General features: G+C 43.4%; 25 protein-coding genes and 1 pseudogene. 13 read left to right on the top strand and 13 right to left on the bottom strand.

The features are described from left to right. Positions 1-104 precede the first annotated feature (104 nt). Together MSG36_RS00165 and MSG36_RS00160 are read right to left on the bottom strand one after the other, a co-directional pair. Positions 105-779: a YoaK family protein gene (locus MSG36_RS00165; protein WP_048610715.1), complete on the bottom strand. Its 675-nt coding sequence runs from the start codon at positions 777-779 to the stop codon at positions 105-107. A 175-nt stretch (positions 780-954) separates the two neighbouring features. Continuing rightward, positions 955-1437 (bottom strand): GFA family protein, encoded by a 483-nt coding sequence (locus tag MSG36_RS00160; RefSeq protein ID WP_248365719.1) that lies wholly within the window; start codon positions 1435-1437, stop codon positions 955-957. A 32-nt stretch (positions 1438-1469) separates the two neighbouring features. Between MSG36_RS00160 and MSG36_RS00155 the strand changes: the two genes are divergently transcribed. The 3 genes from MSG36_RS00155 to MSG36_RS00145 all read left to right on the top strand — a co-directional run bounded on the left by MSG36_RS00155 (position 1470) and on the right by MSG36_RS00145 (position 4111). Further along, positions 1470-2123, top strand: coding sequence for a hypothetical protein (locus MSG36_RS00155; protein ID WP_248365718.1), 654 nt, complete (start codon positions 1470-1472; stop codon positions 2121-2123). 124 nt (positions 2124-2247) lie between these two features. Then, complete coding sequence (locus MSG36_RS00150; RefSeq protein ID WP_009845720.1) at positions 2248-2547, top strand: isoamylase early set domain-containing protein; 300 nt, start codon at positions 2248-2250, stop codon at positions 2545-2547. A 274-nt stretch (positions 2548-2821) separates the two neighbouring features. Continuing rightward, positions 2822-4111 carry a peptidoglycan DD-metalloendopeptidase family protein gene (locus MSG36_RS00145; protein WP_048610719.1) on the top strand — a complete coding sequence of 430 codons (1290 nt, stop codon included), beginning with the start codon at positions 2822-2824 and terminating at the stop codon, positions 4109-4111. A 133-nt stretch (positions 4112-4244) separates the two neighbouring features. Here MSG36_RS00145 and MSG36_RS00140 read toward each other — a convergent pair whose 3' ends face one another. Together MSG36_RS00140 and MSG36_RS00135 are read right to left on the bottom strand one after the other, a co-directional pair. Next, entirely contained in the window at positions 4245-6089 is a 1845-nt protein-coding gene (locus MSG36_RS00140) for a bifunctional diguanylate cyclase/phosphodiesterase (RefSeq protein ID WP_048614759.1), read from the bottom strand. 142 nt (positions 6090-6231) lie between these two features. Next, positions 6232-7128: a LysR family transcriptional regulator gene (locus MSG36_RS00135; RefSeq protein WP_048610723.1), complete on the bottom strand. Its 897-nt coding sequence runs from the start codon at positions 7126-7128 to the stop codon at positions 6232-6234. Positions 7129-7236: 108 nt separating this feature from the next. Here MSG36_RS00135 and MSG36_RS00130 point away from each other — a divergent pair, with 108 nt between their 5' ends. The 3 genes from MSG36_RS00130 (at position 7237) to MSG36_RS23815 (ending at position 9313) form a co-directional block, all read left to right on the top strand. Further along, positions 7237-8442, top strand: coding sequence for a multidrug effflux MFS transporter (locus MSG36_RS00130; protein WP_248365717.1), 1206 nt, complete (start codon positions 7237-7239; stop codon positions 8440-8442). 100 nt (positions 8443-8542) lie between these two features. Next, a complete protein-coding gene (locus MSG36_RS00125; RefSeq protein ID WP_017057980.1) occupies positions 8543-8893 on the top strand; it encodes a hypothetical protein in 351 nt (116 codons plus the stop codon). A 285-nt stretch (positions 8894-9178) separates the two neighbouring features. After that, positions 9179-9313, top strand: a complete 135-nt coding sequence (locus MSG36_RS23815; protein ID WP_010431176.1) for a hypothetical protein — start codon at positions 9179-9181, stop codon at positions 9311-9313. Between the two features lie 153 nt (positions 9314-9466). Here MSG36_RS23815 and MSG36_RS00120 read toward each other — a convergent pair whose 3' ends face one another. The 3 genes from MSG36_RS00120 to MSG36_RS00110 form a co-directional block, all read right to left on the bottom strand. Beyond that, the gene (locus MSG36_RS00120; RefSeq protein ID WP_050620585.1) at positions 9467-10084 is read right to left on the bottom strand and encodes a glutaredoxin; all 618 of its coding nucleotides are present in this window, start codon (positions 10082-10084) and stop codon (positions 9467-9469) included. Positions 10085-10152: 68 nt separating this feature from the next. Next, positions 10153-11043, bottom strand: coding sequence for a DMT family transporter (locus tag MSG36_RS00115; protein WP_017062738.1), 891 nt, complete (start codon positions 11041-11043; stop codon positions 10153-10155). Positions 11044-11197: 154 nt separating this feature from the next. Further along, complete coding sequence (locus MSG36_RS00110) at positions 11198-12151, bottom strand: porin (protein ID WP_172378745.1); 954 nt, start codon at positions 12149-12151, stop codon at positions 11198-11200. Between the two features lie 376 nt (positions 12152-12527). Between MSG36_RS00110 and MSG36_RS00105 the strand changes: the two genes are divergently transcribed. Continuing rightward, on the top strand, positions 12528-13544 hold the full coding sequence (locus MSG36_RS00105; RefSeq protein ID WP_248365716.1) for a succinylglutamate desuccinylase/aspartoacylase family protein: 1017 nt from the start codon (positions 12528-12530) through the stop codon (positions 13542-13544). Positions 13545-13859: 315 nt separating this feature from the next. Here the strand turns inward: MSG36_RS00105 and MSG36_RS00100 are convergent, their stop codons facing one another. From MSG36_RS00100 to MSG36_RS00090, 3 genes are all read right to left on the bottom strand, one after another. Beyond that, positions 13860-14579: a DsbA family protein gene (locus tag MSG36_RS00100; protein WP_248365715.1), complete on the bottom strand. Its 720-nt coding sequence runs from the start codon at positions 14577-14579 to the stop codon at positions 13860-13862. A gap of 127 nt (positions 14580-14706) precedes the next feature. Next, positions 14707-15276 (bottom strand): protein disulfide oxidoreductase, encoded by a 570-nt coding sequence (locus tag MSG36_RS00095; RefSeq protein ID WP_248365714.1) that lies wholly within the window; start codon positions 15274-15276, stop codon positions 14707-14709. 3 nt (positions 15277-15279) lie between these two features. Continuing rightward, positions 15280-17343: a protein-disulfide reductase DsbD domain-containing protein gene (locus tag MSG36_RS00090; protein WP_248366374.1), complete on the bottom strand. Its 2064-nt coding sequence runs from the start codon at positions 17341-17343 to the stop codon at positions 15280-15282. A 159-nt stretch (positions 17344-17502) separates the two neighbouring features. On the opposite strand from MSG36_RS00090, the gene MSG36_RS00085 reads away from it, so the two are divergent. Beyond that, positions 17503-17727, top strand: coding sequence for a hypothetical protein (locus MSG36_RS00085; protein WP_248365713.1), 225 nt, complete (start codon positions 17503-17505; stop codon positions 17725-17727). A 528-nt stretch (positions 17728-18255) separates the two neighbouring features. Here the strand turns inward: MSG36_RS00085 and MSG36_RS00080 are convergent. Continuing rightward, positions 18256-18504, bottom strand: coding sequence for a hypothetical protein (locus MSG36_RS00080; RefSeq protein ID WP_017062732.1), 249 nt, complete (start codon positions 18502-18504; stop codon positions 18256-18258). A gap of 252 nt (positions 18505-18756) precedes the next feature. Between MSG36_RS00080 and MSG36_RS00075 the strand changes: the two genes are divergently transcribed. Both MSG36_RS00075 and MSG36_RS00070 read left to right on the top strand, forming a co-directional pair. Further along, a complete protein-coding gene (locus MSG36_RS00075; RefSeq protein ID WP_248365711.1) occupies positions 18757-20361 on the top strand; it encodes a mechanosensitive ion channel family protein in 1605 nt (534 codons plus the stop codon). Between the two features lie 383 nt (positions 20362-20744). Beyond that, positions 20745-21578, top strand: coding sequence for a regulatory protein RecX (locus MSG36_RS00070; protein ID WP_248365709.1), 834 nt, complete (start codon positions 20745-20747; stop codon positions 21576-21578). Between the two features lie 87 nt (positions 21579-21665). Here the strand turns inward: MSG36_RS00070 and MSG36_RS00065 are convergent, their stop codons facing one another. Then, on the bottom strand, positions 21666-22460 hold the full coding sequence (locus MSG36_RS00065; RefSeq protein WP_048610743.1) for a LuxR C-terminal-related transcriptional regulator: 795 nt from the start codon (positions 22458-22460) through the stop codon (positions 21666-21668). A gap of 349 nt (positions 22461-22809) precedes the next feature. Here MSG36_RS00065 and MSG36_RS00060 point away from each other — a divergent pair. The 3 genes and pseudogenes from MSG36_RS00060 to MSG36_RS00050 form a co-directional block, all read left to right on the top strand. Then, positions 22810-22908: pseudogene (locus MSG36_RS00060) on the top strand (DUF3187 family protein); the annotation flags it as partial. A 158-nt stretch (positions 22909-23066) separates the two neighbouring features. Continuing rightward, positions 23067-24101, top strand: coding sequence for a porin (locus MSG36_RS00055; protein WP_248365707.1), 1035 nt, complete (start codon positions 23067-23069; stop codon positions 24099-24101). A 165-nt stretch (positions 24102-24266) separates the two neighbouring features. Further along, positions 24267-24578, top strand: coding sequence for a hypothetical protein (locus tag MSG36_RS00050; protein WP_248365705.1), 312 nt, complete (start codon positions 24267-24269; stop codon positions 24576-24578). A gap of 94 nt (positions 24579-24672) precedes the next feature. On the opposite strand, the gene MSG36_RS00045 is transcribed toward MSG36_RS00050, so the two are convergent. Continuing rightward, positions 24673-26520: a M3 family metallopeptidase gene (locus tag MSG36_RS00045; RefSeq protein WP_248365702.1), complete on the bottom strand. Its 1848-nt coding sequence runs from the start codon at positions 26518-26520 to the stop codon at positions 24673-24675. Positions 26521-26591: the final 71 nt, after the last annotated feature.

Here is a 26591-nt window from a genome sequence, read left to right as displayed (position 1 = left end):
ATCAAATATCGCTAAATATTCATGCTGGTTATTCTGCAACGTATTAAGAGTTTAGAATAAAGTGTTGCGGATGTTACGTAGTTTGAGGTTATATTGCCAGATATTTATAAATTGACTGGGGTTTCAGTTCGATAGGTCAAGTATAACCAGTAGCTAAACGCAATAATGAAGGCGAAAGAGGCTGGGAAAGCCAATGCCAAGATTTCGAAGCGTTGGAACAGACAAGCGCCACTTAAGCCGCCAAACAGGAAGCCAACCACAATGAACATCAGTAGTTTGGCTTTACGGCGGTCAAAAGGCATCCCCTTTAAGCGAGCACCAATCATGATCCCCAGATCGGTAATGATCCCACTCATGTGTGTTGTTCTAATGATCGCCCCGCTGTAAGTGGTGATCATCGCGTTCTGCAAACCACACGCGGCTGAAGCGAAATACTGACCTGAAGTATAGCCTTGCAACAGTGTCCACAGCGCCAAAAACAGCAATCCCCCCTCAATACATAGCGCAACACCGTAACGGCGTCCTAACTTCAATGCTTGGTTTTCAATAAAGAACCCGCTGAACGCCGCACCTAACATGAAGCTCATGATCACCAATAGGAGGTGAACAGAAGCCGAGGTCGGTGTAAGCAGGCTACTGCCTAGCAAAGACATGGTGCCGGAGATATGGGAGATAGCTTGATGTTGGAAGCCAAGTAAGCCGATAGCATTAACACTGCCAGCAAGACCAGCTAACAAAAGGGCGCCGTATTCAACCCAGCGAGGTAGCTTAGAAATCATGTGGTTCACCCTGGGTTAAATAGAGGAGCAAGATTATAACGCTAGACAAAAGATACGCTAGCGCTGTGGAGCGTTGATATTTGATCTTAGGCAACAGTATTGCAGTTTGTTTTAATACTGTTGCGATATAAAGATAACGGTCAATAACGAGGTAAAGATAACGCTCAATGACAAACTAGCTGTAATGGCTCATTTGGTGGTCGAACTTAACCCAACCGTGTTTGCGTTCTTCATAAACCGAAAAGCTCGGCAGTGGGAAGTCTTGCTCTTTAAATAATCCGAGCGGGACGATATAAAAATCGGCGGCGGCAACCGACTGCAAAAGCATGGTGGTGCCACACTTGGGGCAAAACTGATAGGTGACTTCATTACCCGTATCGCTGATGCGTGAGAAAGAGGTCACTTCCCCGCTGAGTGTGACTTGTTCTATTGGGAACCGTGCCTGAACGCCGAACACACTTCCGGTGCGTTTCTGACACTCATAGCAATGGCAGACAGAGGTACGTTGAGGTTCGCCTCGGCATACTAGGTTGACTGCTCCACAGCGGCATTCGCAACTTCTGATATTTCTATCTTTAATATGATTGATATCCATCCATGCTCCACTTCTGGTTAACCCTGTATTGATAATTATACTAAAGCCCTTTATGGTCTGCACAACTGGATGAAAACAAAAGAATATAAATGCCCATGAAAAAGAAAATCTTACCTATTCCCCTGATTCTACTGATTCCAATTGTCATGCTGGTTGTGGTGATAGTAGCGGGTATTTATCGCTTTAGCTTAAGTGATGAAGAGATCTTGGCGAAGTTTCCTTCTTCTCAAGTGAGTTATGAGCCAGTCGTAGAAGCCGTTTTTGATTTGAAGACGACCAACCCATGGACAATTAAAGTTCCTGAAACTAACGCCTACGCGTTTATCAATGAAGTTGATGAGCCTAGAGCCATCGCGTTTGGACGTTATGACTCAGGTGTTGAGCGCGGTGTGGTAACGGTAGACACCAATAATCTTTCAGCTGTCACGCTGGGCAAGGCGAGTTTCTTTGTCGCGCCGATGTGGATATCTAACCAAGGCAGCGGTGTTTTCTATTATCTTGGCCTGTTTAAACATGACCAGCAACGAAGCCGCGTGGTGTTAGTCGACCAACTTTTACTGGGTGATCGTATACAAATTCAGACATTGGAGGTCGCTCAGCAGCCAGATTCGCAATCACAGAATAAACTCACTGGGGAAGGTTTTATCGGCTTTACTCAGCATTCTGCGGAACAATCATTTGCAGAACCCCCTTCTGAAAAGGTGTTAATGAGTTTTTCTTTTGATACGCAATCAATTGGTAAGCAATAACGTTTGCGTGAATGTAAGGATCTGTTGTTTATGTGAGCCAAATTACATATTATCTTAGTTAGATGAATGAAATTTAGACACACTTAGCTTTGTGTCCGCTTATTTTTACAAATGGAGCTTGCGAATGATTAATAAACGTTTTTTTAAGACGAAAGATGAAGTTGAAGTGACCTTCGAGCTAGAAGCTCAAGAAGCGAACTCTGTATCCATCGTTGCTGACTTTCTTGATTGGAAAGCCACCCCAATGAAAAAACTGGCCAAAGGTAAGGTTTACAAGTTTAAAACTCGTCTACCTAAAGATGGCGAGTTTCAATTCCGCTACCTAGTTGATGATCAACAATGGGTGAACGATGCGAATGCTGACCGTTACATCCCAAATGAGTTTGGTGAAGACAACTGCTTAGTGTCGACGGTAAACGCATAGTCTTTTTTAAAACCAGCGACTAATTCGCTTCGTTTATTAATTATTCGAAACGGAATAACGTCAACCAATAGAAAGCAGAAACTAGCCGTTTCTGCTTTTTTATTTTTAAATTTAGCGGTTAATTTTACTTTTCATTTAATGGCCTTCATCTACGGCAACTCAATGACTTAGGCTAAGTTGGGCAGATTCACATCATATTATGACAATGCATTGATGATTTATGCGTTTGAAAAGCATATCCTATGCCTTTATATCGTAGAAAGACCTGTTTACCGTGTATTCAAAAATATTTTCCTCTCCGTTTGCCGAGCTTTCACCTGTAAAAAAAGTAGCTATTTTAGGACTGCCACTTATTGCAGCGATTGGAGTTGCTCTGCAATCTTCGCAATCAAATCTGACGAAAACGATCGAGCTTGATCTACCAGACTCAACCGTTATTGAGTCTATTCTGTCACCATCTTCTGTTACCGTTATTGAGCCGCCGACATTTGAGTATCAAATTCAATCTGGCGATAACTTGAGTAGCATCTTCACGCAACTTGGATTTTCTTATAAATCGATGATGAGCGTGATGGAAACCGATTTGAACTTCCTTGCTTTAGATACGCTTCGTCCGGGTAATACATTACGCTTTTGGCGTGATGAAGCGACCGGCGACCTTTCTAAAATGGAACTTCAATTTAGCGTCGCGGACAAAGTGGTTTACCGACTGCTGGATGACGGCAGCTACGAATTCGAAGACATCTCTATTCCTGGTGAATGGAAACAAAAACCTTTAGTCGGTGATATTCAAGGCAGCTTCTCTATGTCGGCGAACAAGGTTGGCCTGAGCAGTCTTGAGATTGACCATATTGTCACTCTTCTTAAGGACAAGCTGAACTTTAGCCGAGACCTACGCGCTGGCGATCAGTTTGAAGTACTTCAAAAAGCACAATATGTTGATGGTGTTGCAACTGGCAAACGTGAAATTGAAGCAATTAAGATCATGAATCGTAACCGCGTAGTGTCAGCTTACTTACACACTGATGGGCAATATTACGATGCCAATGGCGATAGCTTACAACGTGCTTTCCAACGTTACCCAGTGAGCAGTAGTTGGCGACAAAGTTCTCAGTTTAACCCTAAGCGCTTACACCCCGTGACAGGCCGAGTCTCGCCGCATAACGGTACAGACTTCGCGACGCCAATTGGCACGCCGGTTCAAGCAACGGGTGACGGCAAAGTGATTATGACGCGTAAGCACCCATACGCGGGTAACTACGTGGTCATTCAGCACGGCAGCACGTACAAAACACGTTACCTACATTTGAGTAAGATTCTGGTTCGTAAAGGACAAACGGTATCGCGTGGTCAGCGTATTGGTTTGTCTGGCAAAACTGGCCGAGTGACAGGTGCACACTTGCACTACGAGCTGATTGAGCGTGGTCGCCCTGTCAATGCAATGACAGCAAATATCCCGATGGCAGATTCTGTGCCTAAAAAGGAAAAAGCGACGTTTGTAGCAGCAAGAGATGAAGCTGATAAGTTACTAAAGGTCGCGTTAGCCCAAGCTAATAACAGCTAGCCAGATCGTTTAGAGATAACCCTGAATAAGGCTGTTACTCACCAAGCAGCCAACTAAAACCGCGAGAGCATCACTCCGAGTAGAGTGATGATCTCGCGGTTTTTTGATCCTAGGCTAAAACAAGGATAGCGGTCTAAGCTAAGGGTTCCGAATGCGTGATATGGCTGACGATAGCTTCTGGTCGCATCGGTGGTGAGTAGAGGTAACCTTGTATCTTGTCACATCCCATAGCGTGCAACTTTTCTAGTTGCTCACGCTTCTCTACGCCTTCCGCAACCAATGACACATCAAGCCTATGAGCAAGCTGAACAATCAACCAAACGACGCTCTCAGATGTTGAGCTAGTCAGCAAGTTACGGATAAAGGTGGCATCAATTTTAATGCAGTCGATGGGGTAGCTGTGAATGTAGTTCAAACTGGAGTATCCAGTACCGAAATCGTCGAGCGCAATGGTGAAGCCTTGCCCTCTCAAAAAGTTAAGTGCCGATTTGGTTTCTTGGGTTGGAGATAACAACACTGTTTCGGTTAACTCAATAACAAACTCTTCAGCTTTAAAGTGATGTTCCTCAATGGTTCGAGTGAGGTAGGAAATATAGCGTTTCGAGTCGGTAAGCTCATGAGCGGAACAGTTTATCCCAAGCTTAACCTTGTAACCTAAGCCTTGCTCTAAGGTGGTTTTAGCGCGACACACTAACTCAATAATACGCTCACCTAGCTCGACAATCAGCCCAGACTCTTCAGCCACTTGAATGAATTCCACAGGCGATATATCACCGTGTCTGGCGGTTTTCCAGCGAGTCAGTACCTCGAAGTATTCCCATTGTGTATCACCTTGACTGACAATTGGCTGCACAACCACGTACATACCATTGCCACTAGGTACATAATTATTTGAAATTGGGTTTTCAAGCTCATTTCGTAAAGCGGCGACTAACTCAGCCTTTCTTTGGTAGCGTACCCTTAGATGGGTGTCATAACATTGAATGTGAGTATCTTGGCTATGTTTGCACTCTTTAAGCGCTAAACTGGTGTTGAAGATGATCTGCTCAATGTCTTTGATGTCTCCGTCTGAGCGCGCAATACCAATGCTGAGATTGACATCGATCTTGATATCGACACTGCTGTAACCTTGTTTAATCTTAGCCAATATTTGTTCGCAAACGGATATTGGATCGGAATGGTAGGTAATGAAGGCGAACTCGTTGCCAGCAGTCCGGAAAGTCAGGTTGCTTTCGGGTAAGGTTCGACGCAAGGTTTCTGCGACAAATTGAAGCACTTTATCGCCAATATAATTGCCGTGCATGTCATTGATGGCTTTGAAGCTATTGATATCGAGTAAAGCCAATGTAAACGGAGTGACGCTCTGTTGAGTAATAGACTCTAAGGTATCTGATAGACAGCTTCGGTTGAGCAACCCGGTTAGGCTGTCGTGTGACACCTCATAACTAAGCTGATTTACAAGTTGTTCGGAGCGATCGTTAAACCACATTTCACGTAAGGTGTGAATGATGATGTCGGCGAACAATTGATGATGCTTTATTACGTCTTGCTGCTGATCAGGACTAAGAGGCGAGGTAAACGTTGAAAACAGCACGCCCATCACTTCGCCACTTTGAGTTCGAGTCGGGATCGCGATGGAGTTTTGTGAGGTGATTTCCTGCCTAAATGCCGATGTTGGCAATGACTGGACTACATACTGAGCAAACGAGCAATCTGGGTGTCTTTGATTGACGGCTTGTTGGTAGATGTGACCATGGCGCGCATTGATTTTGTCATGCAATACATGGTCAGAATGGGCGATCACCAAGGGAACGATTTGGTCAGGGAAGTGCTTCTTCTCAATGATGCTAGTGTATTGAGTATCAAAGGTCTGATGTAAAGTAAGCACAGCTGACTCTAAAAGGTCGATACCTTCCAATTTCAGCAAACGGCCAATGCGCTCTGTGTCTATCATGCTGTTGTGCGTATGTTGAGTCATAGTCACCATCCCTAGTTAACCAGATTCACTGTGTAAGCGGTATACGTATTATCTTGTATATGTGCGAACTCGTATAATCTATATGCGTCAAGTTTATTATCGGCCGTGTCGTATAACTTTTCAAATTAAAATGTGACTTATTTCACAGAGCTTGCGTGCTACGCTCTTTGTCTAGTCTATCTTTCAGATGGTCCAAAAAGAGCTTGGTTCGCGTGTGTGAGTAATCAAGCTTAGGGTAGTACGCGTAAACCATCACTTCGTCGGCAGTAATATTTGGCAATACTGGAACTAATGTCCCTTGTTTTAGATCCTCTTTGATCATCGCTTTGATGGTTAACAGTACGCCCATTCCTCGCTTCGCAGCATGAAACAAAGCCTCCGGATTGGTGGTAGCAAAGTTACCATTGAGGGTGATGCGTTGCCCTTTGGTAAGTGTGACTTCTCGGGTAGGGCGCTCTCCCCAAATTAAAGAGTTGTGTTGTTCTAAGTCCTGCTCGTTGGTGGGGTAACCATGTTTAGCTAAATAGCTTGGCGCCGCATAGAAGCTGGCTTTGTGCTCAAACAGCGGTGTTTTCTTGAAGCTTAAAGAGTTGAGCTGTTCCAGTTCACGGCTGATCACTAGATCTAAGCCCAACTCTGGTAATTGCCCTGGCGTGGTCGTGATCAGCTGCACCTTAATGTCCGGATACTTTTCTAAGAAGTCGTCCATGTATTGCACGAGAAACTTAGAGCCAACCGCTATCGTTGCACCTATCTTTAATAGGCCTGCTGGGGTTTGGTTAACCGAGCGAGTCTCATCAATTATGGACTGCCAATTATCGAGCTGATCCTTGGCTCGCAGGTAAAAGAGCGCGCCGGCTTCGGTTTGACTAATTGAGCGTGTGGTGCGCTTTAATAGTTGAGTGCCAATACGCTCTTCTAACCAGTTCACTCTTTTGCTGATCGCCGAGCTGGTGGTGTTCAGTTTTCTAGCAGCACCATTGAAGCTGCCTTCTTCGACTACTCTGACGTAGCTTTTTACGTTAAGAATCCAATCCATATTATTTCCTGTTGGGACTTAATAAAATTCCAATTTAGCTAATTATCAATTATTGGTTTTGAATGTAAACTCATCTAATGAACAAATATCAAACGAATAGGGAATTTTTTGAGCCAATCGACCTTTAAAAAAACGCCGTTACTCTTAGCAATGATGATTATTGCTACGGGGCAGGTGGGTGTGAGCATCTACTTGCCAGCATTGCCGTTAATTGCTTCTGATTTAAGTGCTACTCAAGTAGATGTACAGCTTCTCGTCACGCTGTTTCTGGTGGGTTTTGGCTTGTCTCAGCTATTTTACGGACCAATGTCTGATGCGGTGGGAAGAAGACCTATCTTCTTGTTAGGTCAGGGTGTTTATTTGATTGGTACAGTCGTTTGTGTTGTGTTTTCTGACAATATGACGGCGCTAGAAGTTGGTCGCTTGCTGCAAGGTTTAGGGGCGGGGAGTGCCTCGGTTCTTGGGCGAAGTGTGCTTCGTGACAGCTATGATGGTTCGCAGCTTACCAAAGCGTTGTCTTATATATCGATCACCGCTTCGATCATGCCGATCATTGCGCCGGTATTCGGCGGTTGGATTTCATTTCACCTCGGTTGGCAGGCGGTGTTCCTGTTCGTTTTATTGTACTTATTAGCGATATTTACGCTGGGTTACTTTGTTCTGCATGAAACTTTGCCATACGGAAAGAGCCGCTTTGATGTGTGCCAAGTAGTGAAGAACTACGGGCGCTTGTTGACCAATCGCCAAGTGTTGAGCAGTGCCAGTTACAACTGGATGAGCTACATGGCGAGTTTGGTATCGTTATCATTGTTTCCATTCTTAATGCAAGAGCAATTGGGGCTGACTGCCGCTGAATATGGTTCATTGATGATTGTTCCTTCGGCAGGCTTACTGATAGGTAGCGTCGCTTTAAACTTACTCAATCGTAGGTTTAGTACGCCCCAACTTATGAGCCTAGCTATTTTGATTATCTTAGCATCGGGAACTTGGCTTCTTACTCATGAGTTATCCATCTTTAACTTGGTTTGGGCGTTTACTTGGTTGGCGATAGCGCAAGGTATCTCGTTCCCTCTATCGATCAGTATGTTGTTAGAACCTCATAAGAAGCAAGCGGGCGCAGTGTCGGCATTGTCAGGCTCAATTCAGATGTGTTTAGCGGGTTTATTGGGTGGGTATCTAGTAGAAAGTTGGGTCACGACTCATCTACAGTTAGGCGTGTTCTACCTCATTATTGGCGCAGCCATGGGCGGAGTGCTTTGGTCTTCAACCAAAATGAACAACAAAGGTGATACTGTTGAAGTGGAATATAGCTAAACACTAAATTCACTATCGTTTAACGCACCATCGTTAATACGTTGTATTTGTGCTGATGGTTTTCTACAATGCTTCGGTCCATTGAATAGGTAAAAACAAAATGCAGCAAAATGAATTTGAAGTACTGGTAAAAGCTATCTGCGCACTAGATGGCCTGCCTCAAGCGCTTGAGCTATTGAAATCCAATGAGGATACAGAAGTCGCTGAGGCTGCTGCATCACTGACTGGTCAATTTGCACTTGCTGAAGTGGAAGGCGAAAAGCGTATTTACCACGTCACGCTTCAAGAAAATGAACAAGGCGAAGAGCAAGAGTACATCGAACATGTCATGAATGAAGGCGATGACTTAATCAAATTTGCAGCTTGGTTCTTTGAAACGATGTTTGAATTGAAGCAAAAAGACACATACCAAATTGCCGGTAAAACTTACAGACAGCCGAAGCGCAGCTAGGTTTCTCAGTAAAGCATTTTAGAAAGCAGCTCTCTTGAGCTGCTTTTTTTATAAGTGTCTTAACCAATGTCTTGGATTGATATTAGGAATGGAGCATTAAAGCCAAACCGGACATCAGGTTAACTCATTGATATACATATACAATGCTGACTAGCACACAGAAAAAATTAGGTTTATTGCAATTTAATAGCTAACATTGCATTAAAGTGTGATTTAGATCTTGTTTTTGGGCGTTTTAAGTGTAAAATCCGCGCTAAAGAAAGTTGATTATGTGCGGAGATAAGCATGAATTACGAACTAGGCCACGCATACCTTGGTCAAATGGCAGCAAAAAACATGATGCACGAAGCATTGTACGGCACTTCAAAGCCAAAGAAACCATCGTTCTTTAAGCGAATGATGAAGAAAATGGCTAAATAAGCATTTTCAAAAACGGAATTTTAAAAGGCCTTAAACTCGATGAAGTTTAAGGCCTTTTTCGTTTTAGCGATTGGTGAAAGTTATCGCTTTGTTTTGTTGTGGATGGACACAAAAAATACTGATTAAGCTTCTGACTAATGGCTTTTAATGAAATCAGCCAGCAGATTGATTGGATAAGTCGACTACGTTATTAGGGATGCTATCTAAGCCATTCTCTTTCATCCACGCTTCTAAGTTGTCGGCACCACCGATGTACTTACCATCAAGCCAGATCTGCGGGACGGTGACCGGTGTTTTTTCACCAATGTGTGCTTTTACCTCTGGAATCATACGGTACAAAGCGGCGCTGTCTTTTACGACATCGTGGTATTGGTATTCAACACCCGCTTCATCCAACATTTTCTTTGCTTTAACACAGAATGGGCAGGTCGCCTTACCATAAACGATGTTTCCTTTTAGGCTGTCTCGTTTGGTCCACTCTTTGATCACCGATTGAACCAAGACTCCACGATTAAGCGCTTCACCTTGGCTTACAACCTTGCCTTCAACAACAAGAATTGGAGCATGCCAAGACCCTAGTTTTAGCGGCTCCCACCAGTGAGACAACCAATCTTTCACTTCCAGTTCGACATCGACATCAGCCAACTCATTCTCAAAAGTATCCTTCAGAATGTCTTTGGTAAGGGTACATTCCCCACATGGGATATTAACTTTAAATGGACCCCAGCTGCCTGCCCAACGGTATAGTGTAATCTTGACTGGTTTCTTCATGGTTACGGCCTCGTTTGAATTCTCTTATCCATATAGAACGGACAGTCGAACTATTTATTTCACCAACCTTAAACTTTCTTCACTTTTGAAGGTTTTTTGGTTTCCCAGTGCGTTATAAATGCAACTGACGCAATAATAATAGCAGCCCCTAGCCATAAACGACCCGGTGGAACCCAACTAAACACAATCCAACCTGCTAAAACATTTAGCGGTAATTTGGCGTGGTCAAAAGGTTGCACAAACGAAGCATCAGCGACTGAGTAGGCTTTTACAATCGCCCATTGAGCGAGTGCCGTCATAACACCGATAACAATCAAGATAGCCCAAATTGTACCGCCGCTTGGCGTCTGCCAATCTGGCGCGGCAAGCAGGATGTTAAATGGTGTGATTAATAGCAGCAGGTACACCACCATGGTTGAAGGACTGTCTTGCGAAGATAGCTTTTTCACCATGAGTGAGTAACATGCCCAGAAGAAAGCGGCACCGACTGGTAATAACGTTGCCCAGTTAAAATCTTCAGCCCACGGCTCTAGAATCACCATCGCACCTACGAAGCCGGCTAAGGTTGCGCCCCAGCGAGCAGCCCCAACTTTCTCTTTTAAGAATAGCCCTGAACCTATGGTTGCAAACAATGGCGACGTCATGAGAAGGGCAATGCCTTGCCAAATTGGTACTGGGTAAGCCAGTGCCCATATCCAAAGTTGAATACCAATAACAGACAAGAAGACACGGAATACGTGCAATTTTAGGTTGTCGGTTTTTAGCGCACGGCGAATGCCCAGCGTTTTCAGATAAGGAAGAATAGCGAACAACGCGATAGCGTATTGAATGACGGCAACGGTGGTAGAAGTAAGTCCGAAATGAATGCTAGCAATTTGAGTTAGGCTGTTAATAACGGCAAAGGCTAGGCCTGCGGTTAGCATCCAGCTAGCGCCTTGGATCGGATGGTGTTGTGACATGATGCTTCTAATTATTTGATGTGGTCCACCTATGATACGGATTTAGCACCACTTAACCAGAAAAAGCATTGATGAAGTCAGTCAGAATATTTGAATATGAAAAAAGGTTGAGCCATTGCCCAACCTTTTAGTCTGTATCTAAAGTCGATTTAGATTAGAAGTCGTAGCGAATACCAGCTTGTAGTTGGTCATCTAGGTCGTCTAGTTGTTCAAATTTGTAGCCTGCGTATGTACGGATGTGGCCGTTGAATTTATACACAGCTTCGATAGCAAAGTTGTTTGCTTTTTCTTCATCTGCTTTATCTAACTCACCGTAGTTGTATACGCCAATTAATGATAGCTGTTTAGTTGCTTTGAAGATGGCTGAAAGCTCGTAGCCTGTGTAATCGTCATCTTCAACTGAAGCCATAGTGTATAGGCCACCAACAGTAAACGCATCCATAGAGAACTGAGCTACAAGGTTGATTTGATCGTCATCGAAGTTACCATTCTTTTGAGAAACATAACCTGCACCAAGGTCAAAAGCGCCTAGGTTGTACATAGCAGCGAGGCCAAAACTATCTGCATCTTTTTCGTTTGCGGCAATGTAGTTAGCTTGTACTGTCAACGCGTCAAACTCACCAGAGTAAAGGAAGTTATTCTCACGCTTATCTTTGTTGCCATCAACGGCATCAGCAGCATCTGCACCAAATGTAGCCATTGTATCTGTAATGTCAGTTAACATTACCTGTGCAGAATCTTGCTTACCGTAAGAGAACTCACCAAAGTTTGTACCAAGACCAGCGTAGAAATAACGGTTAGTAAGTGAATCTGTTTTTTCGCCATTTACACCAACTGCCGTATCTCCAGTAAATTCAGCTTCATACTTACCGAAACCGTATAGCTCATCAGAAACTTGAGTTTTACCAGATATATTTAGACGAGCTCGTGACTTATCTTTGAAAGTGCTATCAGATGCACTTTCATTATTGTCAGAGATGTTGAAGCGAGCTTCAGCACGACCACCAATCTTAAGCTCAGTACCATCAGAGCTGTAAACTGTTGCTGCTAGAGATGAACCTGAAACTAGTGCCGCTACCACTGCAGAAGCTAGAACTGCCTTTTTCATAATCACTTACCTTGTATTTTAAAATCCGTGAGCAATGTGCTCTCCGTTTCGATATGAAGCTAATTTAGAGCAGCTAAATTAAGCTTTCATTTCTATAAAATTACATTTTCGTGAATAGGGAACTTTTTAAGTGTTGATTTTATTGCATTTTTATTTCAATAGACTGAGCGGTTTGTGAATGGTTATACAACTTATCTGTTCTTGAGAGCTGACTTTCACAAGCTTCTATTTAGGAGAAGTGATGATGATATGCGTGAGTATTATGGGAAAGTCAGAGCTTGTTCATCTTATTAACTGTTTGTACTGATTAAGATATCCTCTATGATGCAAAAACTTAGAAGAGAATAGATTTTGCTCAACAAGATGGAGACGTTGGATGAAAACAGAGTACTTAGGCGACGTTTTACAAGGTAGGCAGGTTATTGGCTCCTTGAATGTTGAAGACCTACCCGTTGGAGAGCACCAGTTTTGGTTTCAAGTAACCAGTGATGGGCTAGGGCAACCCAAGAACATGCCGGTTTCTGTTTTCAAAGGCAGTCAAGCAGGTCCTAAGTTGATGATCACCGCCGGTATTCACGGTGATGAGCTCAACGGTGTGTTGGCTGCTCAGCAAATTATCAGAGACTTAGTCGGTAAAACTCTCAAAGGCACGGTCACGATAGTGCCTACTGTGAACTTGTCGGGTTTGCTTAACCACAGCCGCGATTTTATCTCTTCGGATCCGGGCTCTTGCCCTGCCAACCTTAATCGACTCTTTCCGGGTGATGCTAATGGCTTGGCAGCGGAGCGCTTTGTTGCGTCTTTGTGGGAGCGTTTGCTTAAGCATAATGCCACCTTCGCCGTTGATCTCCACACTCAAACTCGTGGCGCAGTCTACCCACTTTACGTGTTTGCTGATTACCGCATAGAACAATGTTTGGAGATGGCGAGGCTGATGCAGCCCGATTGTGTTCTGAATGACCCTGGCGACCCAGGTATTTTAGAAACAGTTTGGAATCGAAGTGGAATTCCGAGCATCACGGTGGAAGTTGGGATGGGGAAATTTACTCAGCCTGACATGATTCAACGAGCGGTAGACGGTGTTTTTAACATGCTGTCTTATTATGAAATGTTCAAGATTGAAATAAATCATCCCGAGAAAATGCAACTGCCGAGCATGGATTGGATAGAGGGTAATGATGTGGTTTCTATCCGCGCTGATATTGGTGGCTTTGTATTGCCGCAGGTTGAGCTTCTACAGAGCGTAGAACAAGATGATTTATTGGCCATTCAATATGACGCTTTTGGTAATGAGTGTCGCCGTTATCACGCGCCGTCTGCTGGACGTGTCCTTAGCTATAACGTGGATGCGTTAAGGGAGCCGGGTGCGCTTGTTTGTCGCTTGCTAAGTTAAGGCTCAGTCGATTGGACATTTCCGTGTTAATGCACTGTGTCGCCATTTAAAACACGAAAAAAAAGACCGAGCAGGGCTCGGCCAAAGGACAGTTGTCTAGAGTAAGCACGTCTTGGACTCATCGAGAGAACTGCTTTTAGAGTAGCGAGGCTAGATTAAGAATCCATTGCAAGATAGTGACACTTCGACTGCTTTTCTGTTTCAAAAATAATATTGAAAACATTATCTTAAGCTCATAAAAAAGCCGACTGCGAGTTACGCGAGTCGGCTTTTTATTCACTTCTCTTTCGAATTTTTATCTCTAACTACACCCGATTAAAAAGCGTCATCTACGATCTCTTTTAATCGGTCGTAAGGCACGTATCCCGGTAAGATCTGCCCGTTCATCATTAATGTTGGTGTGCCAGTTAAACCCAATGCGCTAAAGGTTTGGTGGTTGGTCATTAGTGTGTTGCTTTGTTCTGTGGTGGTGTCTAGTTGCGCTTCTGTTCCCGTCTTCTTGGCTACAGCTTGCAGTGACGATTTTGTGTGGCTACCGCTTTTCGCCATTAATAGTCGGTCTACTTCAGGGAACGCTTCTGGATTATCTTTCCATACTTTCATCGCGTATAGCGCTGCGTTGGTGTTTAGACCCGAAACCTGTTGCTGCTTAAATGATAGGTAGACATTGATTACCTTAATGTCGCTATTTTCAGAGGTGAGTTGAGTTAACCCTTTTTCTAAACGCTTACAGAAAGGACAGTTGTAGTCGGTAAAATTAACGATGACCGATTTGCCATCTGGATTGCCAAGGATCGGGTGAGCGTCATTGTTGTATAACCAATTATGGCTCTCCGCTTGGGCTTTCTTCGCTTGCTCTTGACCTGCTACGTACTGCTCTAAACTGGTATGCAATCCAGAGATCGTCGATGGGTTTTCTTTCAGGAATTGATTAATTTCTTCAAGTTGTTGAGTTTGTTCTTTGTTTAATTCTGCGAAGGCATTAGTACTCATTAGTGAGCCTAAAATCAGTGCGCTTATCAGATGCTTTTTCATATTGTCTTTTCTCTAATTCGTGATAATCGTGAGCGCTTATTGGGTTGCGCTCACATTAATATTGTTTGTTAAACTGGCTGAGTCGGTTTATTCGCTTAGCTTTGCTCTGTTTTTCTTTGTGAGCGAGTTAGGCAAAGTAGGTTCTTAACCACAGCCCAATAGGAGAAGTAACGCCTGTTGCGATACTGCTGATCTTTCCGTCTTTGATGATGACGATGCTTGGAGTGACATTAACGCCCCAACTTCTGCTGATTGATCCAGAAAGATCATTGATAACAGGGAAGTCATACTCTTTTGCATCCAAGTAGCGCTGGACACGTTCGTCTGGACCAGACGATAGAGCAACCGAAACCACCTGATGGGAATCGCTGAAGCTATTGACGGTTGGGCTTACAAATTTGCAGGCACCACACCAAGTCGCCCAAAAATAGACAATGACTGGCTTACCATTTTTGCTTAGCTCGATAACATCAATATCTTCGCCTTGGAGCGATTGACCCACAATTGGAATCGCATCACCCTGAGGCATACTTCTGCTGTGATAAAAGTCCATGGCAAATGAAACCACGCCAACGATCAAGATCATTGAAACCAGTTCCTTTCCCCACTTCTTAAGACGACTTGGCTTTTTTGCCTCACCCTTTACTACGTTGTCTTCAGTAGTGCTAGATTTATCTTCATTGTTGGGAGTCTTCATCAGTTATCTCGCAGCGTCGATGGCTTGAACGACAGTGTCACTGTTGAGAATGACAGGCAGTGGAATACCACTTTTATAGCTCGGACCATAGACGATATTAAATGGCACACCAAATCGCCCATTACTTTGTAAGTATTGAGTGACACTTTCACTTGGTGTTGTCCAATCACCTTTCATCAAAACAATGTCTTCTTGCTGTAGGTGGCTGTAGACAGGGTCTTGAAGGATGACGCCGATCTTGTTGGCTTTACAGGTGATACACCAATCAGCAGTCACATCAACAAACACCGTTTTGCCTTCATCAACGAGCTGAGGGATTTGCTTCGCATCCAGCTTTTGCCAAGCGAGATCGTCAACAATCGGAGTCGCCCAGTTATCAGCGGTGACACTACCGACGATCAATGCAGCACCAAACACCAAGGTTGTGGTTGCCATGATAGGAATCAGTACCTTGCGACCCAGTTTCATGCCAATCCAAACCAGTACTGAAATCACGATAAATAGCGACAGCAGGATAGTTGGGAATTTGCCAATGAATGGGCTCAGAAGGCTTGTTAGCCATAAGCTGGTAATGAACATCATTAAGCCAAAGATAAGCTTAACTTTGAACATCCATGCCCCAGGCTTTGGAAGCAATTTGGTTAGGCTTGGGAATAGTGCAAAGATCAACCAAGGTGCACTCATACCGATACCAAGCGCGATGAAGATTGCCCATAGCTCTTGGTAGCTTGCTCCGAGTGCATACGCGACAGCGGTTCCTAGGAATGGCGCGCTACATGGCGTTGCTAGTAGCGTCGCAAACATGCCTTGAACAAAGTGGCCTGAATGTGAGTTATCGCCTTTGGTTGCCATCCAAGTGTTTAAACCTGACGGTAGTCTGAATTCGAATAACCCAAGCAGGTTAATTGAGAACAGCAAAGTGATGATCAGCATGAACCCGATGAACCAAACGTTTTGGAATTGGATTCCCCAACCAATCGCATTACCACCCATTTTTAGAGCGGTCATACCTAGGGCTAACAGCGCAAATGATGTAATGACACCTGAAGCAGAAGCTAAGAATGAGAGTCGGATATGACGATTAGATGCGCCTTGGTTTTGAATGATGCTGTTTAATTTCATTCCTAATACTGGCAACACACATGGCATGATGTTGAGGATCAAACCACCAATTAAAGCAAAGCCAATCATTGCTAGAAAGCCGTTGTTGCTTGTTTGGTAAGCGATCGGCTCTGAGCCAATTTGGGCCGTCATCTCTTCGGCGAAATTAGTATCTGAAACAGTGACACTTACTGTACGGTCCGTTAAATCGACTTCACCTATCCAGTTGCTCACATCAAATACGGCAGTCATTGTATTGTCTGTGATGTGGACGCTTGGTTGAGAGAAGAAGTCATCAATCACTTCTTGCCCGTCAATCAACACCATCGGCTTATCCCAGCCATCTTTACTTGTCAGCTGAGTAACCAGTTGCTGCTTGCTCTTGTCCCAAAATAGACCATTGACTGAAGTGCGGTTAGCTTCTCGTGGAGATTGGCTCATGCCTTGGTTGAACAAGAACATCGCTTCTTCATCGAGTGCTAAAGCTTGTGGGTCAATCGGCAGTTCGATATCGTAATCGGTTAACACACAGATATTGGTACACGACGGAAAGGTAAACGACGCCCTGAATATCGCAGGCTTCGTGTTGTCTTTCAGGGTTAACGTGACAGGAAAGCTGACATGCTTTTTGTAGCCTAACGTCATGACGTCAAGCTGCTCGTAGTACTTAGGTATCGGCCAGTGCCACTCTACTGACTCAATGTTTGTTGAACCAGACCAGTCCCAGCTTGGCGGAATGCCACCTTCGCCTGGGCTACGCCAGTAGGTTTTCCAGTCGCCGTCGAGCACGACATCGAGCACGGTTTGGATCTTAGAGCCGTCATCCGACTGTTCTCCCGTCGACATCATTCGCATCTTCACAGGCGGATGCTCAGGCACACTAAGCCAGCCTGTTGTCTGTGCCAAGGCGGTAAATGACGTCATAACCAAAAGGGCAGTGACTAAGGTTTTCGCGCATGTACGCATAGAGAATGCCAATGAATCGACAAACTTAGTTAGTAGTGTGTTGTACACAAATGTATCTCCAAAAAATAAATAAAAGGGTGTAGTAGCCCGCTTATTTACTCTCTAAATATACAGTGCTTTAGATGCAATCGGTGTTTTGTCGGTCGAGTAGAGCGATGATTGTCTCTAGATAATCTCGATATGTGGGGAGGTAAGTTAAATGCAACAGCAATAATAAGTACGAATGGGATCAGCCAGCCGGTTTTTGGGGCGGCAAAGGTCAGCATTTTCGAACTCAGGCTGCATGAACTTGAATTGGGGGACGTTAACATTTTTGACGCTTCTAAGCCGAAAACACTGGCGTATAGAGTGGCCATTTTTTCTGAAGAAGCGATGTCGGTTTGAGGATTACTGGTTTCTGTATGAGTTTGCGCGCCAACTAGGACTGATTGACCATTAGCGGATGCAGATAACGATACTTTCTTTACGACCAAAGTGCTCGCCAGACAAGTTACGATAACCAGCCCGGTAAGGAAGAGCGCCCAAAGCGAATGCTTTTGTCGGCGGTTCTGTGTGGATAAGAAAAGTAGTGATGTGTTCAGCAAATTAGTCAGTAATCAAATCTGTTATTAGTTAAAGCCAGCTCATTGAATTGTGGCTAGCTTAGATAAGTTATCTTCGCGCCACAAGTCATAAAATGGTTAAAGTGAAACTATGTATAAACGCGGAAAACGGCAGGTACACGATAAACGACGCATAAACACCAATTCACGCGAATAGGACATTGAGCTCTAGCTAAAGTTCACTTCAACTGAAAGTTATCGCTAATTTATTCTTTATCGAGTTGTTTATTCATCATGAGGCGATACAAAAAAGCCCAACAGATCGTCGTTGAACGTGTTGGGCTTTAATCATTGGTGCTATTGGAAAGGCTTAGTGAGTGCGGCGAGGGCCGTTACGTACCAAGTCTTTACCGTTATCAAACACTTCTTTGGTGATCCAGCGAGCAAGCAGAACTTTGTGGCTGCTGTTGAATACAGCAACGAAGTGACGACCATCTGAATTATTGGTTGCCATGCCTACACCTTCAACGCCTTCAAGGCCTAAACCGCCAGCTTCCACTGAAATTAGGAATTGCTCTAGTTCTTCTAGAGACTCAATAATATCAAGTTCGTTGTTCATTTTTATGCTCTCTTGCTGTGAGCCAACATCGTATTTAGGGTGCTTTAGGACATGCACCAGAGTGAAGATATTGGCCGTTGTTCTTTGTTGGATGCGTACTCTACAGGTCATAAGAGGGGATTGGAACTCTCAAATATTAGAAGCTGGCTGCTAATTTGCGAATTTTTAACATAACATACGTTTAAATGCTTGTTATCCATATTCTTTTTACTACTATTTATAGGGTCAATTTAGACAGTAATAGGAATTAATATGATGAAGGTTTGGCGTTGTCTATTGTTAATGTTGGCGTTTGTCGCATTTGGAAGTTATGCGCAGAGCGTTGAGAAAATCGCAGAAGTACAAGATCAGTTAATGCTCGATCTGGCAACATTAGAAACGGCGCATGATGCTGAGAAACCCTTTCTTGAAGATATCTTAAGGCGTAAGAATCAGGGTCTACGCGAAGAGATTTTTTCACAGCTATCGTCAGATAAAAAAGAGGGGCTGGATGTCACTCTTGCTCAGCAGGTTGAACTGCTACAAAAATTGCTGTCATTGAATGAAACTAAAATCGTTTCAATGAGTAAAGAAAACCGTTCCGCTGAGGGTGACGCAAAAAAACGCCTTGAGTTGCGTATTCAAAAACGAATCGGAATGATGGATGTCTATTATCAGCAGCTTGCTAAGACCTTAAATTGGTCGAAAGAGCGTGGTGTTGATGTTGCTGTTCCTGAAGGTGAACTTAAAACGGCGCTAATTGCTCGTTCTAAATACCTGACAAATGCCATTCTTTACACAGACACACAGCGACAAGATCTAGAAGCGCGTTTGTCTTTTGTGAATGAAGAAGAGAAAGCGACGATTAAAAAGGAGCTTGAGCGTTTCAGCGAGCGCACTAGCGTTATGGTCGCGAGCTTAGAAGAAACCATCACGCTAATGGAACCGTTTGGCGTCGATGTGACTTCATACAAACGTGTTTTGCTAGCGACGACAGGTGACATTAACGCCGATGTGTTGGATGTTGATGTTGCACTGGAACTGTTGGATGGCTGGCTTCGTTCGTTCAGTTCATGGGCTTTCGAAAATACCCCTTCCTTTGTCGTTAAACTCGCTCTGTTTCTCGGTATTTTGTACGTAACTCGCCTTATTGCTAATGTGGCTCGTAAGACCGTTCGTAAGAGTGTCTCGCACTCTAAAATGGACTTTAGCGTTTTGATGCAGGAGTTCTTCGTATCCATCGCATCTAAAGCGGTCGTGTTTATTGGTTTGCTTATCGCACTGTCTCAAATAGGGATAGAGCTAGCACCACTTCTTACTGGTTTCGGTGTAGCCGGTGTCATCATTGGTTTCGCATTGCAAGACACACTATCTAATTTTGCATCGGGTTTGATGATCTTGATCTACCGTCCTTACGATGTCGGTGACATGGTTAAAGTAGCGGGCGTGCAAGGCACGGTAAAAGACATGAGCTTAGTGTCGACGACCGTTCAAACTATCGATAATCAACGCTTAGTGATCCCAAATAACAAGATCTGGGGTGACGTGATCAACAACATCACGGCAGAACGTGTGAGACGTGTTGATATGGTTTTCGGTATTGGTTACTCAGATGATATCGATAAAGCGAAAGCGGTATTGAACGACATCATTCTTGCGCACCCTCTAGTGTTGAAAAAACCAGAACATATGATCAAGCTTCATACCTTGAATACCTCTTCTGTTGATTTCGTAGTACGACCTTGGGTTAAGACTGATGACTATTGGGATGTGTACTGGGATGTAACGGAAACCGTGAAGAAACGCTTCGATGAAGAAGGCATCACGATTCCATTCCCTCAACGAGATGTACATATTTACAATCACGAAGAGAACTAAACGAAAGAGCTATTACGAGAAGCGATTTCGAAAAGAGCTACTACGAAACAGCTAAGCGCATCTTAGAGTCGACATTCTTAATGTGATATCAAATGGACGCTGAATAAGCGTCCATTTTTATTGGCTGTCAGTTTATACCAATCACAGTAAGTAAGTGATCAGAAATAGCGCAGGAAAAAGGCTTGAGAACAAGGCAGAACTTTTTGATAAGTAGTTATTCTACAATCAAAAGTTCTAACGCAGTTATCGAGCGTTTTAACCAGCTAGGGTGAACAGCTATTTACTACGATTGGTATTATATTGAGCTTCATTCTTTTATGTCACTCAACCGCCTTAGAATTACGTTATGATGGGGCAGGCTTAATTTGGACAGTTGAAAGCGAATGGATGATTCCCAGCAAAAAACGAATAGTAGAAATACAACGGTAAGAAAAGCGACGCGAATTGAAAGCGTTATGAACTCTGCGATGTGGCATTTAACTCAGAGAGATATGACGGAAAGCGAGTTGGTTGCGAAGCTCAAAGTGAAAACCGACAATCAAGAATGGATCGATGAAACTTTAGGGGCTCTGAAAGGCTTTGGGTATCTCAAGTCTGATCAAGTGTTTGCAGAACAATTCGTAGAACAAGCTTTTTCTGGTGAATTCGGTTCTCGATATATTGTCGAAAAATTGAAGAAGAAGGGCCTGACCGACTCAGTGATTTCTGATGCAATCCATAAAGTGTCTTTCGAAAAGTCTATCGATGAACAAACCATCTTGATAGACCGAATCAACCACTACTACTCAAGCTTTACCATGAGCCGTGAAAAGCTTGTCGCGACTCTGCAAAAGCGTGGCTTTAGCTATCAACAAGTTAAGGTAGCGATTGACCAGCACCCACAAGCGCATCAACTGAAAAGTAACATTCAAATTAAGGCCGAGAAAGCCGACTTGGAAAAAGAGGTACTCAAGTATGCTCGTAAAGGCAAGGGACTGACTGCCATTCAGCAAGAACTTAGACAACGACAAATCGACACAAGTGAACTGTCATCGCTCATCGACCGATTGATTAATGAAGAGCAGCTAGATTTCTATTCTTCGTGTTTAGAACAGTTACAGAAGAAATCTTATGATCTAAACGATCATAAAGAACGCTCTAAGGCTTACGCGATGCTAAGTCGAAAAGGGTTCTCTTCAGACGAGATCAAATTTGCTCTGAGTGAAGGCAATGAGTAGCGTGCGTGATTGAATTTAAGAAAAGCTGAACTCAAGAAACATCGAACGTTAAGATATAAACAGAAGAAGGACATCGAACAACTTGTTCTAACGTGTTGTGTGTATGTTCTCTGCAATCCCCAAACCATTGCGTAAGGCGAACTGAATCAAGTCATTGTGGCTGTTGAGATTCAGCAAACCTAACATGCGGTATTTGTGCGACTCAATGGTTCGTGAGCTTAAGTGAAGCTTGTCAGCACACTCTTTTGCACTAAATCCTTGAGCAATCAGCGCCAGAACTTTGGTTTGTTTTTTGGTGAGTAACAATAGCTTCTCACTGTCATCTTCTAACAAGTTCTCGTTTTGCTTTAGTGTTCTGGCTAACGTTGAATGTTGCCAATAACAGAGCCAAAGTTCACAGACTAATTTTAAGCGCTGGATGTCTTCGAGGTCGAAGGTAGTATCGTTGTCGTGAAAGTTAGTAAAAGACAACGCACCCCAGCGTTGGTTAAAGAGCTGCAAAGGGATGATGCAGTGCCATCTTCCCCCTTCTTTATAGAGTTTCTTTAACACATAGTTTTTGCTTGAAACGAGTTCGTTGCTGGTAAAAGCGAGGTAGGTTTCATTGGTTTTTAAAAGCTTGAGGTAATCAAGGTAGTTACCGCCGACTAAGCTTTTTATATTGACAGGAGGTATGTGTGCTTTGGAAACTGAACACGTTTTCCCTTCTTCAAGTAAGACCATTGAATTAGGGTAGAGTGTCAAACGATCAATCCCAAACCAATCGAGTACATCAAAGCTTGCTTCTGACCAAGTTGTTTGAAAGTTTTTTGGATCGCTGTTAATGAGAGATGTCGATTGTTTCATTAACAGTTGTTCAAAACTTAGCTTTAAAGCAGACACATTTATCCTTTATAGATACATTCATTTCATCAATGCACAGAAGATATTCGTTCGAATCGCTCAGTGCAAGATAAGATTCTTATATATATCAGAGGTTCTAATATAAAGTTTTTTATAACTCTTGGTTCTATGTGGAGGGGTGATAAGCAGTACATCTACTGCATTAATTGAACGGTGTTTTTTAATAAAATCGGGCACTTCTATAACCGAGTAACCACTGTGATAAGTTTAAGGACGTTACTGCCTATTTCAGTCTCGATGTTGAGCTTTTTTCATCCGACTACACACGCAAATAATTCTCCAATGTTTGTGTATGCTCAGTCACCCATTCATTCAAATGTACTTTCAACACAAACTCGCAGTCGAAGCGCTGATGATTGAGAACATCCGTAATATGGATAACAGCACGGATATAGGTTTTACACTCGGATTAAGTTTTTCAATATAAACGACACATTAATATATTCTTATTTCATGAAATTCACCAAAGTTATAAAATTTTCAGTAAATTTACGGTATATCAATAACGTGTTTTTTTGAACAATAGCGCCACTCCAAAAGGCCGGACTAACAAGGCCGAATCAATATATATAGGTAGTGGTTATCATGAAAAAGACATTAGTAGCACTTGCGATTGCGAGCATTTCAAGTTCAGCTTTCGCTGTAAGCACAAGCAGCCAAAACAGCCAAAACGAAGACATGTTTGCATTCGATTCAATGCACAAAGATCAATTCTCAGTATCAGGTTCTTTCGGTGTTGGTGGTTACTACGATACTGGCTCTAAAGCGTTCTACGATGACTGGGCAACAGGCCTTACTCTTGCAGTTAACTACCGTAACAACCGTATTGTTGGTTACTTCGAAACTGACTTAATGGTGAACTACACGACAGACAATAACGTATCTGCGAATGACGCGGCAACAGCTGGTTGGACAAACGGTATCGATACTGGTCCAGCAACCGATGTAGATAAAGCATGGCTTGGTTTCGATACTGGTTTCGGTATCGCTTCATTCGGTTGGGAAAACGACACAGCACTAGACAAAGTGGATGGCGCTGGCGATAACACTTACGAGTTTGGCGCTTCTGCTGGTGATGCTTCTGACGGCTTCAACGTGGTTAAGTTCCAAGGTGCGACAAGCGGTATCGCTTACGGTATTTCTTACTTTGAAACAGGTGATGATCATAATGATGCGGATAAAGGCATTAATGGTTACATCGGTTTAGAGCAAGAGGTATTCAACCTATACGCAGGTTATGAAGCTCGTGATGACGATGCTGATTACGAAGTTTACACAGTAACAGGTAACGTGAAGGTTGGTGCTCTTAAACTGGGTATGAACTCTTGGATTGAAGAGAGTGATTCTGCTAAGAACACAGGCTACTACGTTTCAGGTGGTTACACGGTTTCTGAAGACCTAACAATCGCAGCAGGTTACGCGTCTAGCAACAATGAACTTGATGGCCACGCAGATGTAGATGCTTCTTACATCAACATCGCGGCAATGTACCGTATCGCTGACAACGCTGACATGGGTATCGATATTAAGCAAGACATCGATGGTGCACGTATTGGTTCGACAAGCGCACAATACGACGAAGAAACACACGTATTCGCTGCGGCTTACTACTACTTCTAAGAACTTGACCTCTTAAGAACTTCTAAGACATTTGATGGTAATGGTGTAATAGCTTGCCCGGTCGTTACACCATGTTCTCTTCTTTTTGCAGTGTAAGCATCCACAGATTGATATGTGGTTTGTCACTCAAGTGCTACGAGTGAAATTATTATCTGGAGAAATGTAATGATTAAAAGCATTACAGCCAAGGGTGTTATTTACGGAAATGACACCCTGTTTACATGTAAACCGAATCGAAACGGACTATTTGAATTGGCACGTAAACATGGAAGAGCCGCTGGTACTCGTCCACAAGATCTCAAGAACAAGGTTTATGCTGAGTCTCTTGATGAAGCTTGGAATTTACTCAAAACAGAAAAGTTTTATATTGTTTTGACGGGGCAGGTATTCGGCATTCATCGAAAATCACTAAGAAGTGTTGATTCTGTTGATGTTGAGTTTAATAGCAAAATTCGCTCAGCATGTTTCACGATATAGATCCCAAGCTGAATCTAAAAAGGACGATAACTTATCGTCCTTTTTTTCATTTTAGTTTTGAACTCAATTTTTGTTACAGAGGCTCAAACACAATCTATCGACCGTATTGCCCAACGATAAAGTGCTCAAACTCATCACACATATGATGGTTTGATTTGTCATTATTCGCCAACTCGGTAGCCCCATCAACGATCGATATCTTCGCATTCAAATCAGCAACTGGTGCACGCTCTCTTGTCGACAGCTGTTTGATTTTTTGCTCTTCAATAGCCCATGCTTCCTCTGGCGATAAGTTGCACTCGTCAGCGAGGTATTTGGCATTAAAACCTTCACCAGTCAGGCTTTCGATTGTCCCATTATGATTCACGCTATTTCCTTGGTACCAATAGTGCTTAGCTAACAAAGGGCCAATCTCTGGGTTATCCGTTAGGTAGCCAAACTTATCGGTGAAATACGCACGAGTTTGATACACCGCCATATGAGCCAGCAGGTAACCTTGATACGCGCAAGACGCCTCATCCGACAACAGATGTGGGATCGCCATTAATGGGCGAGGGCTACAAGCTAATCCAAGAATCGTTTTCTCACTGCTACGAGCAAGAGCAGTGATCTTTTTAGGTGTCAGATCTTCATCCGCCAATTCGTAAAGTGCTCGCTCGAAATACGGAACCACTAAAATGCTACGTTCTTGATAAGCTCTGAAGGGTTGTTTGTTATCGATGATTGCTTTGATTAACTCGTCAGGTACTGCTTGGCCATCTGCATTAAGCGCGTATTGTTTGAGCCAATCGGCGTCATTCAACAAGCTGTCACAGAACATGGATTGCGTTTCGGCATAAGCCATTGAGGTTGGTGCAAACTCTTGAGAGAAACACGGTGCGTTCATTTTTACGTTAGCAAAGTGTGCTGCATGACCACCCTCGTGAAATAGCGTGTTGATACCATCATAACCGCTGCCAATTTGGTCGGGCTTGGCGTTACTCGTGAAGTTAACTTGAGCCGCTACCCAAGTATCTTGATCGTAGAAGGATGGGATAGGGCCATGGCAGAAGCCATTAGGGTACTTACCTTTACGATCAAGCAGATCCAATTTTAATGTCGCTTGAGAGTATTCGATGTTGAGGCGACCAAAAGATTCAATCCAGCGTCGAAGTGACTTTGAGAACGGAACATAAGGATCAAGATCATTCATAACGTCACCTGCAAAAGAGTAGGTAAAGTTATGGGCTTGAAGTGCATTCTCGCCTTTCTGCTCTGCCAAATTGGCTAGACTTTGCTGATGGCTATCGCGTGTACGTGCTTCGAAGTCATCCAGAATCGTAAACAGTTGCTCTGTCGTCATCTGTTCGGTTTTAACCACCGAGTAATCAAAGAAGGTTTTAAAACCCAGTGATTGAGCAAATTGGTTACGTTTTTTGATCAGCTCAATAAAGCCGTTAGCCAGCAGCCATTGCTCTAAATCTAATAATGCTTGATGTGCAGAAAGCCTAACTTGTTCATTACCATTACTTCTAACGGCTGAACCTAAAACGGGCAGTGACCCTTCTGTTTCTTGTCCCGCTTCATTTACGTAAGTCATTACGTGATTTTGTTTTTTCTCAAACAGTTCAGCCTCAAATTTTATGAGGTCTGCCTTAAGCTTCTGTGACTGCTCAGACTCAATAGCGTGAGCTCTAAAGGTCGCTAACCAACCATTTAAGCCTATAAACGTACTTTCTTTTTCTTGGGGATCTTGAATCTCATCGATAGCAGCAAGTTGCATTTCAATAGCGGTAATCTGTTCGGCAGAGCTTAGAAACTTGGTCCACTGAGTCTGCGCGAGTGTCGAACCATCGTGGTCGTCACTGATTCCCATATAGGTATCCCAAAAGAAGTCCTCTTTCGCTTTATGAGTCGCAAGGTACTTTTGATTCAATTGGTTGAGATAGTTCGTTGCAGTCATGACATTCCTTGAAAATTAACCAGTAATTTCAACATTATGACACATTCATTGAATGTATTTTGTGACGATAG

The sequence above is a fragment of the Vibrio sp. 1CM8B genome (genome assembly GCF_023161685.1).
Taxonomy (GTDB): Bacteria; Pseudomonadota; Gammaproteobacteria; order Enterobacterales; family Vibrionaceae; genus Vibrio; species Vibrio coralliirubri.
The sequence above is the reverse complement of the archived record's forward strand: the minus strand, read 5'-3'. Positions and strand labels throughout refer to the sequence as shown.